The sequence below is a fragment of the Bacillus haikouensis genome (assembly GCF_013179555.1).
GTDB lineage: Bacteria > Bacillota > Bacilli > Bacillales > Bacillaceae_B > Rossellomorea > Rossellomorea haikouensis_A.
Map to the genome: position 1 here is coordinate 1 of NZ_JABMCR010000092.1, position 14,940 is coordinate 14,940.

General features: G+C 40.9%; 14 protein-coding genes and 1 pseudogene. 12 read left to right on the top strand and 3 right to left on the bottom strand.

The features are described 5' to 3' along the window. Window positions 1-30: 30 nt before the first annotated feature. Window positions 31-1,317: an ATP-binding protein gene (locus tag HP456_RS10725; protein WP_172250839.1), complete on the top strand. Its 1,287-nt coding sequence runs from the start codon at window positions 31-33 to the stop codon at window positions 1,315-1,317. Between the two features lie 158 nt (window positions 1,318-1,475). Here the strand turns inward: HP456_RS10725 and HP456_RS10730 are convergent. Both HP456_RS10730 and HP456_RS10735 read right to left on the bottom strand, forming a co-directional pair. After that, window positions 1,476-2,187, bottom strand: a pseudogene (locus tag HP456_RS10730) (YibE/F family protein). A gap of 152 nt (window positions 2,188-2,339) precedes the next feature. Continuing rightward, entirely contained in the window at window positions 2,340-3,875 is a 1,536-nt protein-coding gene (locus HP456_RS10735; RefSeq protein ID WP_172250841.1) for a gluzincin family metallopeptidase, read from the bottom strand. A gap of 150 nt (window positions 3,876-4,025) precedes the next feature. Here HP456_RS10735 and HP456_RS10740 point away from each other — a divergent pair, with 150 nt between their 5' ends. Beyond that, the gene (locus HP456_RS10740) at window positions 4,026-4,817 is read left to right on the top strand and encodes a nucleotidyltransferase domain-containing protein (RefSeq protein WP_172250843.1); all 792 of its coding nucleotides are present in this window, start codon (window positions 4,026-4,028) and stop codon (window positions 4,815-4,817) included. Between the two features lie 683 nt (window positions 4,818-5,500). Here HP456_RS10740 and HP456_RS10745 read toward each other — a convergent pair. Next, entirely contained in the window at window positions 5,501-5,917 is a 417-nt protein-coding gene (locus HP456_RS10745; protein ID WP_172250845.1) for a VOC family protein, read from the bottom strand. Window positions 5,918-6,121: 204 nt separating this feature from the next. Between HP456_RS10745 and HP456_RS10750 the strand changes: the two genes are divergently transcribed. The 10 genes from HP456_RS10750 to HP456_RS10795 form a co-directional block, all read left to right on the top strand. Then, window positions 6,122-7,033, top strand: coding sequence for an ABC transporter ATP-binding protein (locus HP456_RS10750; protein ID WP_172250847.1), 912 nt, complete (start codon window positions 6,122-6,124; stop codon window positions 7,031-7,033). A gap of 16 nt (window positions 7,034-7,049) precedes the next feature. After that, window positions 7,050-7,793, top strand: coding sequence for an ABC transporter permease (locus HP456_RS10755; RefSeq protein WP_172250849.1), 744 nt, complete (start codon window positions 7,050-7,052; stop codon window positions 7,791-7,793). A 169-nt stretch (window positions 7,794-7,962) separates the two neighbouring features. After that, window positions 7,963-8,940, top strand: coding sequence for a DUF2268 domain-containing putative Zn-dependent protease (locus HP456_RS10760; RefSeq protein WP_172250851.1), 978 nt, complete (start codon window positions 7,963-7,965; stop codon window positions 8,938-8,940). A gap of 117 nt (window positions 8,941-9,057) precedes the next feature. Beyond that, window positions 9,058-9,870 (top strand): hypothetical protein, encoded by an 813-nt coding sequence (locus HP456_RS10765; RefSeq protein ID WP_172250853.1) that lies wholly within the window; start codon window positions 9,058-9,060, stop codon window positions 9,868-9,870. 219 nt (window positions 9,871-10,089) lie between these two features. Then, the gene (locus HP456_RS25650) at window positions 10,090-10,380 is read left to right on the top strand and encodes a PH domain-containing protein (RefSeq protein WP_172250863.1); all 291 of its coding nucleotides are present in this window, start codon (window positions 10,090-10,092) and stop codon (window positions 10,378-10,380) included. A gap of 515 nt (window positions 10,381-10,895) precedes the next feature. Further along, window positions 10,896-12,002, top strand: a complete 1,107-nt coding sequence (locus HP456_RS10775) for an AI-2E family transporter (protein WP_172250855.1) — start codon at window positions 10,896-10,898, stop codon at window positions 12,000-12,002. 260 nt (window positions 12,003-12,262) lie between these two features. Beyond that, window positions 12,263-12,769, top strand: coding sequence for a YehS family protein (locus tag HP456_RS10780; RefSeq protein WP_172250857.1), 507 nt, complete (start codon window positions 12,263-12,265; stop codon window positions 12,767-12,769). An 11-nt stretch (window positions 12,770-12,780) separates the two neighbouring features. Beyond that, on the top strand, window positions 12,781-13,488 hold the full coding sequence (locus tag HP456_RS10785; RefSeq protein ID WP_172250865.1) for a M48 family metallopeptidase: 708 nt from the start codon (window positions 12,781-12,783) through the stop codon (window positions 13,486-13,488). Between the two features lie 202 nt (window positions 13,489-13,690). Then, window positions 13,691-14,062, top strand: coding sequence for a VOC family protein (locus HP456_RS10790; protein WP_172250859.1), 372 nt, complete (start codon window positions 13,691-13,693; stop codon window positions 14,060-14,062). 206 nt (window positions 14,063-14,268) lie between these two features. Then, window positions 14,269-14,940, top strand: a 672-nt coding sequence (locus tag HP456_RS10795) for a helix-turn-helix domain-containing protein (protein ID WP_246288938.1), incomplete at its 3' end; no start/stop codon positions are given.

Consider the following 14,940-nt stretch of genomic DNA (forward strand, 5'->3'; position numbering starts at 1 on the left):
TTATGACCTGAACTAACGGAGGCATTCCCGATGAGTCATTCAGAATTATTCAACGGTTTACTGATCAACCTGCTTGTCATACTAATCATCATTTTATTAGTGAATTTTTATCATTTATCAAATAAAAGAGTCTATAAAGTGCAAATTAAATCGTTTCCGATATTTATAACCGCTACAATCCTGATTTTTTTTAGTCTTTTATTATCAGTTGAGTTCAACAATGGGTTTATATATGATTTACGATTCATCCCTTTTCTATTGGGAGGCATTTACGGCGGAAGAAAAGTGCTCCCATGGCTTGCAGTGACGATGATCGCTGTCCGCTTGCCATTCTTGGGCTCAGGATTAATCGTTACGGTCGCACTCACATTTGTATCAAGTCTCGCAATTCATTATTTGTCTCCCAAACTGGCGGCAAAACCTTGGGTGAGGAGGGTATACTGGTTTACATTCTTCTCCTTCTGCTATTCAATTCTCGGGTTCTTACTGCCATCGTTGTTCTTTGGGTTCAGTGATTACTCTTCATTCTTAATCTATTCAGTTACTCTGACAGCTTCAACGTTTTTTGTGTTTTACTTGTGTGAAATGATACGGACCACTTATATCTTGCAATTGGAATCGATTAAATACGAAAAGATGCAAGTAGTCAGCCACCTTGCCGCAAGCATGAGCCATGAGGTAAGGAATCCGTTGACGACAGTCAAAGGATTTCTGCAGTTAATTAACGAGAATCCATCTGATGCACCTACCAACACAGAACTTTCGAAAATAGCGGTAAGTGAAATCGATCGGGCAACCGAAGTTATTAATCAATACCTGAACTTTGCCAAACCTCATCCCGAATTGGAAATCGATATAAATGTCACTGGTGAAATTAACAGATCCAAGGAAATCATCATGCCGCTTGCATCCAAAAAAAGTATCATTGTCGAAGCAGAACTCTTACATCATCACTTGATCAAAGGCGATCCCAACAAGCTGCAGCAAGTACTGATCAATGTCATGAAAAACGGCATCGAAGCAATGGAATCAGGAGGCATGCTGAAAATCATCAGCTATGAAGAAAGTGACAGGCTTTATATAGTCGTAAGTGACAACGGGATCGGGATGACCGAGGAACAAGTCACCAGACTTGGCGAACCATATTTCTCACTGAAAGGAAAGAACGGTACAGGACTTGGAATGATGACCGTCTTTCAATTGGTTGATGGAATGAACGGGATGGTGAAAGTCTTGAGCAGGAAACATAAAGGGACCTCGATTATTTTGTCCTTTCCAATGTCGGAGGCAAAGCATGAGAGGGAAAATACTAAATAGAAGACCGTGCATCAGATGCGTTTATCGAACCGGTGCACGGTCTTCTTTTAAGCAATAGCACTCTGCCTGCATTCAATATATGATGTCGTGGTGAAAGCTTGAAGGGTGAGTAAAGATACATGATTGAATATTTCTAAATAATATAAGCCTCTCTGCACTTACACAGACCGCTTCTTTACCAAGTAATAAGCGGTGATCCACGAAGTGACCTGTATCGCCAGTGCCACCCCGATACCGGTAGATCCAATAATGATCATTTCCGAACTGAATACCTTGGAATTGACAATTTCGCCAATGGAATAGGACAAGTCCTTAAACCAGATCAGAAGGGCCATGTATCCGCCAAAGAAGGAAAAGAATAATGTATTTGTGCTAGTACCGAGTATATCCCGGCCGATACTCAGTCCAGATCTGAAAAGCTCTTTTCTGCTGTTCGATGGATTATGAAAATCAATTTCGTGCATCGGGGACGATATGGAGATCGATAAATCAATGACGGCTCCTATCGTACTCATGATGATCATGGAAGCACCGATTTTTACGAAATCCACGCCGACGAAAAGGGAGAACGCTCCTATTTCCTCGATTTCTTCTTCGCTGAGTCCCTGGATCATGGCCTTGTCGGTCAATATTAAAATGGAAGAAAAGTAAGCACCTGTTGTGATGATTGTGGAAATGAAAGCCGTCATTGATATTGATTTCACTGATGAAAAACAGGGAAATACAGCTGATCAGGATACAGGCGAATAGTGTCAGAATGATTGGGTTCATATGTGGGTCATTCACAGGATGATGGCGAAAAGGAGGACCCCGAAGTTCAGGAATAAGGCAACAAAGGCCTTGCTCCTTTTTTCCTCCTATTCCTACCATAAGTATGAAAAGAATGGCTGCGAGCCACAGTTTATGGTCGATTTTGGCCAGTCCATTTTTAGCTTGCAGGTAAGTGGATGTGGGTAGTTGGAAAAATAGAGATTTAGTGTGCAAGACTCATTGAAGAATAGCTATTGCTCATAGATTGGCAGCTAATGAGTTTTCATCGCTTTTACTGTGTTTGTTAAATAAGCGAAGCTGTGAGGTTCCCCGCAAAGCTTCTCTAAGCGTTGATTCCAGGAGTATTGCTGGTTTGGTTTAATGAATGTATTTACTAGCTTTTTAAATAAATAGGTTTCTTTATATAAACTTGTTACCTGGAACTTCTCACGGATCATATCTCGAATCGCCAAAGCATAATTATAATCTTGGAAAAAAGCGGGGTTTTCAATATAAAACATTTCACTTGCAGGATGGAATGCTTCTCCCTCATACCCGAATACACATTGATATGACTCATCAGCTATGTCTTGCATTGATCTCTCTGGCGCATTATATAATTCAAATTCCACCAGGCTGTGAAAATAATTCATCTTTAACATTGTGATATCAGTTAATTGATTTATTTCCGTTATTTGTGTAAGCACGTCATCCTGTATTTCAAAATTCTTTTTCAGAAAATCACGGTCCGTTATAATGGTTTGGAATAACTCTGCAATTGCTTCGGCTGCTATGCTTGAATAGAAACGATAGAGTTCCGGATAACGATATGAACTGAAATGCCCGTCAAGTACATGACCTAATTCATGTATTCCCGACAAAAAAACTGAATAGGAATCTCGTTTGTTCACAATCAGACGAAGGTCGTTTGGATTGATGTTCATACAGAATCCGCCATAGGGTATCTCCATGCACTCAATCTTAACAGGTATCTGATCCATAGATATTCCTAGGCTATTCACAATATCGCTTAGCACCTCTTCCATACGATTGGATGTAAATGCCGGGTTTTGAATTGTATTGAAATGAAATGCTGAAAAATATTGGTCATAATGATGGATCTTATCCCAGCCAAACTTCATCATTATCTTCTGATTCCACTCGGCTAAGGTTTCTCCTGAATGTTCGATTATGTCTTTCATTTCCTTTATAAATGTATTCATGTTCATTTCCTTTTGGCTGCATCTGAAATGATAGTAGTTCATAAACCCTTGTTCTTTTGCCAATTGGTTCCTTGTTTGGATTAGTACTCTAAATAACTTTTCATTATTTTTGCCGATTTTCTTCGATTCCAGGAAGAGCTTCTTCCTGATTGCCCTGTCCGGATTCTCCATTATATTTGAATGAACCAAACCAAGGTTATATTCTTTACCATTTAAAGAAAACTTGCTTTCCATTAAATTTTTTTGTAATTCTTGCTGAATCTTTACAACTTCCGGGTGACTATCAAGCGCTTCTTCTTTCATTTTTGATATAAATACGTCCAGTCGTCTTTTCCAAATTTTATTGTTCCAAAGCTTCTTTCTCCACGTTGACAAAGTTTCAAGAAGTCTTTCGTTTGTCATGGTCTCATACTTCAATGTTGTAATTTCACTTAGTTTCTTAGACTGTTTACCTTCTGAATACATCTCATAATATAAACGCTCTTCTTCCTGGTAAAGTTGATCGAGTTTCTCAATTTCCTCTGTATAGGCTTCTTTCCAATTTTTCATGTCTGTTATTTTATACAGACGTTCAAAGTCCAGCATGAACCATCATCTCCATTCTGGATTTTCTTCTAATAGTAACATAAATATCCAATGAGACTGTTATACAAAACCTTGTATCTACTATCTATAAAAATATACAATAATCGGTATAATAGTAAACTATATGTTATATACAGAGGAGGAAGAAGAATGCGGCAGGAAATTGCTGTTGAAAAAGTTGCTGCCAGTTTAAAAGGGGACCCAATCGTGCGGAGTATTTTCTTAAAAGGGTCGATGGGGAGGAATGAGCATGATCAGTATTCTGATATTGATCTATATTGCCTGGTTGATGAAGAGGAGGAGGGGGCGTTCCTGGATAGACGGCTCGACCACCTCAGAGCTTATAAAGAACTGATTTTCTACGATGATATTTTCATCATTGCTCCCCAAATTGTAGCGATTTATGAAGACTGGCTGCATATCGACTTGTTTACCGTGACCGCAAAGACTATTCAAGAGAAGGATTTTTTTACGGTCCTTTATGATCCAGACAATCTTATGGAAAAATATAATGATGCTCAACATCTGACGATTACCAAAGAAGCTTTCAGGGACAGCGTACTGGATGCCGCTTGGTTTCTGTTCCAACATAAGAAAGCAGCAGACAGGGGGAATCATACTTGGGCTCCGGAAATGCTGCGTCATTCTATGAGGAATGTAACGAATATTCTGTTGGCAAGATATGCAAGCGAACGCGCACTCTTGGGACTGAAAACCATTCACAGGGATCTGCCTAAAGGGAAACAGGATAAAATCGTTGGTATTTATGAAAAAATGACTCCTTCTCAACACATGAAGGCTGCCTTTGGCATTGCGAGCATCTTGAAAGATGAACTTCAATGGATCTTGGAAGAGCTTAGTGAGGAAGATCAGCAGGCGGGTTCATTTATGAGTTTGATGGTGGGGGTTGTATTGAACCGTGTTGGAAGCGAGTCATTGTGAGAACCATTTGAAAGGGTGAAGATATATCCAATTATTTTTTTCAATCACTAACGATCCGATAATTGATCTTCTGCCGAAAGGTATATAAATGCAGTTAATAGTGCCTATTCTCATAGGTTTTACCCTTTAAAAGAAGATATCCTGAAAGCAGGGAGGTCTCAGTATGTGAACGGTAGAGTAAAATCGTAAATTGAAGGGGCTGGGACAAAAGTGTTTTAGCCTAATAAAAACCCGAACTAAACTGCCTTCTTACAGGCAAATTAGTTCGGGTTATTATTTTGTTCAATATACACTTAAGTTTTAGCACTTTCCAGCGGTTGATTGGAGTGCAAGATGAAGACTCCTGCGGGAGAAGCGTGTTAGGTGAGACTTGTCCAGCTCCGGCGGCTAGAGGCTCGAGACATAAGTCCTGCCAGCCAAAAAGGCAAAATGCGCCTTTATGGCTGCCCTGACTTATGCTTGTCGCCTCTGATCGAGCCGCCTCCGCTTTTCAGCCCGCAGGGAGGTACGACTGAGGAGGCTCACCAACCGCCCGCGGAAAGCGAAGTCTTGCACGAAAATCATTAGCGGTATTAAGAATATACGCTGAAATTGTTCGTCTTTATGTCGTGGTTTATTCGTTTTGTCCCTGCCCCTTCAATATTCTCCCCCTATGCTTTACATAAGTGAAACCTGACAGGTATTCATTTAGCAGGATAATCACAATACTCCACAATTGTGCCTTCTGTATCAGCAGGATTCAAATATATCAAACGCCTTCCATGTTTATTGACACGGAGGCTGTCCTCCAATACTCGAATTCCCTGCTGCTCCAGTTCCTCTAATGCAGCATCAAGGTCATTGACACGGTACGCAATATGATGCACACCTTTCCCTTTTTGCTTGATGAAACGGGCAATCGGGGAAGTCAAATTATTTGTTGGAGCAAGCAATTCTGTTCTGGCACCGTCCACTTCCATGATCGCGATTTCGCTTTCGACTCCCTTTGCATCACTTCTGTAACGGTCAATCATTTTTGCACCCAGGACATTTTCATAAAATTGAATGGTAGAATCTAAGTTTCTGACTGCAACGCCCAGATGGTCTAACGTTTTTTTCATGAACATTCTCCTATTTGTTTAATGTGTTCTTTATCTTACCATACCGTATTTTGTATGTATAAATTAAAGCAGCCATAGATGTCTTACTCAATAAACACGAAATTGGTTGGAATCCTTCATGAAACTTTTACCAGGACCTAATCGTATATCAAGTAAATCGTAATATATTGTTAAAAGACCATTGATGGAAGGTGTGTATGTACTGTGATTGAAGTTGTCAATGTCAGTAAGCAATATGGATCGAGTCAGGCGCTGGGAGGGCTTCAATTTACGATTGAAGAAGGGAGCTGCTTTGGATTGGTCGGTCCGAACGGGGCTGGGAAGTCGACTTTGATGAAAATTCTGTCCGGGATTTTACAAAACTTTGATGGGGATATCATAGTCAATGGTGATTCAGTTGTGAAGGACCGGATGAAGGTAAAACAGAAGATAGGCTATATACCGCAGGATATTTGCCTGGAAGAGAACTTAACTGCCAGTGAAAATCTCACCTTCTTCGGCAGTCTTTATGGATTGAAAGGGAAGAATCTGAAGCAGCGGGTTGATGAAGTACTTGAGCAGATCGGTTTGAAGGATCGTGCTAAAGACAGGGTATTGACCTTTTCAGGGGGGATGAAACGGAGACTGAATATCGGTTGTGCTATGCTTCATAAACCGACTATTGTCATCATGGATGAACCAACTGTAGGAATCGATCCGCAATCAAGAAACTCAATCTTCTCGATCATTAACCAATTAAAAACAGAAGGCAGCACGATCATTTACTCAAGTCATTACATGGAGGAAGTTGAGCAGTTATGTGACAGTATCGGACTGATTGACAAAGGGGTACTGGTAGAATGCGGAACGATGGATGAATTACTCCATAAATACAACAAACCGTCTTTGTTTATAGCAGGAGATCGATTGGATCAAAAGATGCTGTCTGCTCATGGTCATGTCGAGCCAAAAGGAAATGGATTTCTTTTAGAAAGTGAGACTCCACTGGCAGCACTTCAAGGGTTGATAGATGAGTTTCACCATCATAATGTTGAACCGGTCAGACTGGAACTCTATCATCCAAAACTTGAAGATATATTCTTTAACCTGACTGGAAGACAGCTCCGCGATACTTAGAAAGGGAGGGTTACTTATGTGGGCCATTTCACGTATTGAATTAAAGAAGAATATTCAGGATAAAGGATTATGGTTTTGGACGTTTATATTACCGGTTGTCTTCATGATTGTGTTTGTTTCGATTTTTTCAGGAAGCGATGAAATGAGTTATAAAGAAGTCGTCACTCAAATCATACCCGGATACACAATCATGTTCGCATTTTATATCATGATTTCCATCGTGATTGCCTTCGTAAAGGATCGGGATAAAGGTATGGTCGCCCGTATAGCGAGCACTCCGCTTTCGACCAAAGACTATTTTATCGGGAAATGGATTCCTTTCATGTTGATTGTACTGATTCAAATTGCTGTATTATTCAGCTTCGGCGTTGTTGTATACGATCTTCCATTAGGCGATCCTGGAGCGATTATACTCTTATCCATCATGTTAGCCTTTATCGTGACCAGTTGGGGAATGGCCCTTGCCGTACTGGTGAATACGGAAAACATGGGAATCGCTGTGACCCAGGTTATTGCATTGGGTGGTGCTATGCTTGGAGGGTTGTGGCTTCCTGTCGAACTGATGCCGGACTTTATGCAGATCATAAGCAAAGCTCTTCCGCAGTATTGGGCCATAGAAGGATACAAAGAAGTCATTCTTCAACATGGAACAAGCATTGATATCTTATTTAACCTTTTGGTATTATTTATTGCTGGACTTGCGGGAGCTCTTGTTTCCTTCGCGGCATATCCCCGATTTCTTCGTTCTTCTAGAAGTTGATCGTAAATGCTGTGTTGATTGGTTGGGAAAATGAATGAAGAATGGGGATTTTATGTCTCAAAAGGCACTTCTCGTCATGAGAGTGCTTTTTTTAGTATATTTTGTAAAAAATTGAAACCCTTGCTTAATATGACCGTATATTTAGTTATTGATCAAGGGAGGCAATCAAATGAAAAAACGAACAGTGTTCTGCATGCTGATCCTGCTTATTTTTCTTTCTGCCTGTTCAGAAAAAAAGAGTAGTAATACGATACATATCGAGGGACTGCCTTCCCAGAAAACATTGGAATTTTCACACAGCGATCAGAATTTCCGCATCATCCCTTTTTATGAGGAAACATTGGAGTACATCGAATTCGTGGAGGAAAACTCTTTGCTCAACACGCTGGGGACGTATAACCATACGGTATTGGATCCACTGCGTAATGAAATCCATAAGCAAAAGATGATCTTGAAAAGGGATGTTCCGCCGGATGTCACGATCACGAATGATGTGGAAACGCTGAAAGAGTACACTGCCAAACTGATCCGGCATCAGGATGAGACGAATGAGGTCATCAAAGAAGCACTGACGAAGTCATCAAAGATATTAGAGGGAGAGGACAAGACAGTCTATATTCTGCCGGTTAATCCGGAAGTCCCGATGAAGGGCATGGGTGGTGTCGCGGCTTGGACATTGGATGACAACGCGATTTTGCTTTTACTAGAACCGTCTTATAAAGACGAACGGCTAGCGTATACGGTCGCCCATGAATATCATCATGCCGTATTGATGGAGAATAGTCCTGGCTATGATTCGGTTTTGGACTTTGTCATTTTTGAAGGCAAGGGGGACGCATTTGCGAAAACCCTATATCCGGAAGTGGAGGTTCCCTGGACGAAGAATGTTGACGATAAGGAGCTGGAAGTTTCTTTTTCACAGTTAAAGGAATACGGCCGGACTTCACAGTTCGAGATTTACTATGAGTGGGAAAGTGGAAATGATTCCATGAACATCCCGAGGTGGGCGAACTACCGGATGGGCTTTCTAATGATGCAGAGTTATCTAAAAGAACATGGAAATGCGCCGGTAAAGGAGTGGACAGATATGGATGCTGATGAGTTGCTTATGGATAGTGAGTACAAGGAGTATATAGAAGGTTTATAGAATGTTATACATATGAAACTAGTGAATAAAGGAGTGCCGCCTCATGATTGCACCGATTGACCTTAAAATGACCGATCCTTTCTCGAACTGGATTATCTTTTGTGAAAAGGATTTATCATGATTGCAAGCATGTATAAACGCAGGGAAAAGGTTGCCTGTATCGTATTCCTCTCTATCGTGCTGCTTGGAGGCGGGTTTATTGTTATCACCAAGCCCGATTCTGCAAAGCAGTGGATGGAGTCGGTGTTGGTGTTAGCCCCAGCATTGCTGATGCTCGGAATGGCAGTCGCCAGCCGCCGTAATTACAATAAAGTAAAAGATGCAGAAATTCCTGAATCAAAGGCAGACATTGTCGGTTTAAATCATATTGTGATAAAAAAGGATGCTGCCTGGCTGCCAAGACTGCTCGTGTTCGAAAAGACCGGCAGTTTCATAGGCACAGTCCATCTGAAACAGCTTCCATGGTGGGCATACCCGGTCATACTCTATAAGTCATCTTCTATCACATTTTTCCCGATTGAAATGGTCTTCACTTCTAGCAAAGGGGACGTCGTATTTTCCTGCATCCGTAAAGGCTTCAAACAAAGCGTAGTAGAAATTTTCGGTCCGGGAGGGAAGCCAGCCGGGTCTTATATCCAGGAAGAGTTCAAAAGTATCGTCAATATAAAAGGGGAACTGAGGGATAATGAAGGCGCCACGCTTCTAAAAGTCAAAAGTTCCGGTTTCACAGGAGACTTCACCCTTTACGATGGGGAAGGGCGTCTCTGGGCGCACTTCTACAGCGGGAGATTCCCTCATGAATACACAACCATCTTCCGGGATGTATATAACGACATGGTGGAGATGTCTGACCGCCTTTCTGAACAGCACAAGATTCTTCTATTGGGAATGGTGGCATATATGTTTTTAAATAGGAACAGTGGGGAATAGGCGCAAAAGGAAAGATAGCAGGGGTGAACATTAATGGTTTCGTTCAAAACGAGATCGACACATTGTCATATTTATATATAGTACAGCATTTTTCACGGCGTCCGTCTTTCTAATTCCATTGTCGCTTGATGAGAAACCTTCTATGTTCGATTTCATTCTGGATCCATCACTGGCAATGCTTTTTTTCCTCTTGGTATTATGGTGTTTTTTTGATATTAAATATGTGTTGAACGAAGACCATCTCCTTGTAAAAGAGGTTTTTTCCGGAGCCGGATCCCATATGGTGAAATTACAAAACTAGCTGCTGCAGAGGATATATTATCAGGGTACAAGATACTGTCCTCAAAAGAATCGTTAGAAATTTTTTACAAAAGGGCTTCGTTGGGAAGTGTGAAAATTTCACCGGAGGAACGGGAAGTATATATTGCGGAGCTGAAGAAAAGATGTCCTGGGATGATTGTTTATTCGAAGGAGCAGTATGCAGATGGACTCATGGTCAGAATTGATTAAAGGCAGGATTTGATTATAATAACATTCTAGAAAAAAGATTCCCAGATTATTTGATTCCATACTTATAATTAAGTAAAATCAATTTATATTATTTTTTAGGCAGCGGGAGGATGAAAACGGGACAGCAAAGTTAAAATGCGGGTCGTAAATTCCCTATTATATCATATGTGGTTTCGTTCCGATGGTTGGAATCTGAACGTACTGCTTCTCATGCAGGTTCTATTAGAGTCCAAACAAGAAGTAAGTACACGCTTTTATTATTTCAGCCGCTCACAGTGTGGATGTGCAAGTACCGCTCATAAGAATCATCTCCTTTTAGATTTAAGATAAACAGGAGGAGATCATGGATATAATAAGAAAAGAATCTACAACCGTTATCCAATATGCCGTTTCAAAGTAATCGAGAGAGTTGGTATCCAGCTTCGCTGTTTAGTAGTACCAAAGCAATAAATATCGAAGACAGCAACTGGTATAAGACCGGTTGCTTCTTTCATACATAAGAAGGGGTGAAACGATTGGCAAAGAAGGACAAACTTTACAAATGGAGCCTGCAAATTCTCATTATCCTGACCATTATTTATGTAGCAACTAAAGTACCATTTTTATTTCAACCGATAGGTGTCCTGTTTTCAACCATTTTCTTTCCGATCATCATTGCCGGATTCTTCTACTTCCTGTTGAATCCTTTGGTGAATTTATTGGAAAAAGCAAGACTTCCACGGACAGTGGCCATCCTTGTCCTTTACGCTCTGATTATCGGAGCGATCAGTTTGATCATAGGTAATATCGCACCTATCATCAGCCGTCAGGTTACAGGTCTGATCAATGATGTACCTGACTATGTGAGGCAGACGCGCGATTTCATCATGTATATGTCCGAGACCGAGCAGTTTAAGTGGATGATGAATCAGAACTATGTCCCTCTTGAAGATATTGAGAAACGACTTGGCGAATATGCAAATACGCTTCCGGATACGATCACTACGGCTATAACAGGCGCATTCGGCATCCTGACAAGCATAGCGATTACTATCGTAACGGTTCCGTTCCTGCTATTCTTCATGTTCAAGGATGGGCACAAACTGCCGAAAGCCATTGCAAAATTCATGCCTGAAGCATACCGTGAAGAGGGATTAGAGACGCTGCATGATACTAATAATACTCTGGCATCGTACATTCAGGGGCAGCTTCTTGTGGCCCTGTTCGTCGGGACCTTGACATTCATCGGTTACTTGATCATCGGGCTGCCGTATGCTTTGGTGATGGCATTGATCGGTGCAGTCACAAACATTATTCCATACCTTGGACCGTTCCTTGGAGCGGCTCCGGCGGTTATTATTGCGTTGTTCGATTCACCGACTAAGGCTTTTCTCGTCGTGGTCGTGATCCTGATTGCACAACAAATTGAAGGAAATGTACTATCACCGCTTATCCTGGGAAAAAGCCTTGACACCCACCCTGCCACCATTATCATACTGTTACTCGTCGCAGGCAACCTCGCAGGCATACTCGGTATGATCCTGGCCATCCCAACGTATGCGGTTGCCAAAACCATCGTAGTCAATACCGTCAAATTCATTAGAATGCGACGATATAATCTGAATGGCCTGAAAGATGAATAACGTTTAAAAAGGCGCGAGCCAAAAAATTGTAACAATCATGGGGAAGGCTCGTTTGCTTTAAAAGCATGGAGCCTTCCCCATCCTTATAAGTAACCCTGTCAAACATCTCTGCAGCATGTTAAGCTAAAACCTAAAGTCAATTCAGCATCGCTGAAGGTTGAATACTGAAGATTCATCCAAGCGTGCACTAAAGAGATAAGGGAAATATCGGGACACCTTGAATACTAATAGGACATCCCAGGGATATTAGGAGGTTAATAATGAATATAGATAATAATGATATGTTGATTCGGTTACGTTATGCATTGGATATAAAAAATATAGAAATGGTCGAAATCTTCAAGCTTGGAGGCATTGATCTTACGAAAGAAGAAGCGCTGAAGGTGCTGACAAAGACACAGGATGTTGAAAATCATGATTTCGTAGAGGGTGAAGATCATATCCCATGTGACGATGAAATGTTTGAATCCTTTTTGAACGGCTTGATTACATTCAAAAGAGGAAAGCAGGATCCGAAACCGGGGCAGCCTGAAAGACCCGAATTGTCATATGAACATGTGAATAATCTTCTTTTAAAGAAAGTGAAAATCGCACTATCATTGACGAGCGAGGATATGATCGAGATTCTGGAATTAGCGGGCGTCAAGATTACAAAAGGGGAATTAAGCGCACTTCTGAGAAGGGAAGGACATAAGAATTACAAAGTGTGCGGTGACAGGTATGCACGGAATTTCCTTAAGGGACTAACGTTGAAATACAGGGGATAAACATGAAAGACATGTACCATACTTACTCAGGAGAGACACTTCATTTTAAAAGCAAGTACAAAAACCGTACCACTGTCGGAATCTATCTGGACAGCTATGGAACTGTAGAAGTCCATGTACCTAAAGGAACAAAGGATGAAGTTTTGTTCAGGATACTGGAAGACAAATGGGGAATTATTTCGCAGAAATCAAACGAAATGAAGGACCGGCTGAATGGTCCTCAGAAAAAAGTTTATGCCCATGGTGAGCCGTTTCTTTATCTGGGGAAAACCTATCCTATTCAGGTGCATCAAACTTCATCGATTAATAAAGACTACGTCAAGTTTGAAGAAGAAACACTGCATATCCATGTGAAACAGCTTGATGATGACCGTATTCAACAATCTCTAAAAAGGTTTTATTATCAGCAATGTAAAGATTTAGTTGAAAAAAGTATCACTTTCCATCAGCATCACTTTAAATCGAAACCACATTCCATCCGCATTTCCGACAGTAAAACGACTTGGGGGACCTGTGATGCAAGAAGGCAGCTGACTTTCAATTGGAAGCTTGCCATGGCTCCTAAGGACGTCATTGATTATGTGGTGATCCATGAAATGTGCCATATGGTCCATCTGAACCACGACCGATCCTTTTGGAGGCTGGTCGGAACAATTGTGCCGGATTATAAAAAGAAAGAGAGTTGGCTGGCGTTATCCAGCTGGCGAATGACTGTTTAGATATTAGAAGCTTATCTTTTTAAAGGTACGCTTCTTTTTTTATCAAGAAAAGTATTGGCGTCAAGCTTAAACATCATGAGTTGAGAACTCCCACACAACCACTGGATAGTCCCGAGGTAACTTAGAAAACCATATGTATACTCCCATGGAATAGTGTACACTTGAATTGTGGCAATAATTCTAATTTTCAGGAGGTATTCTAATGAACCTGGGAGCATTCTCAGTAAGTCTAAATGTAAAAGACATTCACAAATCTAAAGAATTTTATGAAAAGTTGGGTTTTGAAATGCTTGGGGGAGACATCACCCAGAACTGGCTGATTTTGAAAAACGATCACCATATCATCGGATTATTCCAGGGAATGTTTGAAAAAAATATTCTCACATTCAATCCCGGATGGAATCAGGAAGCCGAAAACCTGGAATCCTTCACAGATATCCGCGAACTTCAGAAAGAGCTCAAAGCAAAAGGACTCACCCTTTTGACAGAAGCGGACGAAACAACTGAAGGACCTGCCAGCATCACACTTGAAGATCCTGATGGAAATCCGATATTGATTGACCAGCATAGATAATTATTCTATCTAAGGCATGTCCCTTTCCTTATCAGGTAATGGACATGCCTCTAGTTTCACAATGGCGTACCCTTCTTAGTTAATCACATATTCAACATAAACTTGAAACCTAAATTTAAGAACTCAACTATCACTTGATACCAATATTTACCCAGGCACGCTACACTTGATTTATTCTACGAAATGAGGTGAGTGCTTTGTTTGATATGAAAAAAGTAGGGAAACAAATCGCGCAGTTAAGGAAGGATAAGAAAATTACCCAGATGGAGCTGGCTGATCTGATGGGCGTGAGCTTTCAGGCGATCAGTAACTGGGAGCGGGGGAAGACGATGCCGGACATATCAAAACTTCCTGAACTTGCTGTTATTTTTTGTGTAAGCATTGATGAAATCCTGAATAACAGTAAAGGGACAAGACTAGTGAGGGGTCTTGTTGAAAATGATACGTTAATGGAATCAGAATCAATAGGGAAAGACGAGTTTATAGAAGCTGCCCCAATTTTGACCCAAGACCAGGCAGACATGGTTTTTCAGACGTTCGAAGCTGATTTTTCTCCTGAAGATCTTATATCAATTGCTCCATTCATCAATCAGAACTTAATTGACGATCTGGCAATGAATAAACTAGGCTCCAAAGGTCTGGAGGCACTTGCTCCAATCGCTCCATATATCAGCAAGGACATCTTGGATGATTGTGTTATCAAGTCTATAAATAATGAAGATTTAAGTGTCCTGCCGGCAGTTGCCCCGTTTATCAGTCAAAAAATCATTGATGAGTGTGCAGAAAAGGAATATGCAGCAAATGGCATGAAAGGTTTAACAGCCATTGCCCCGTTCATCAGTCAAGATGTCATTGACAATTGCGCCAAAAAAAATTTT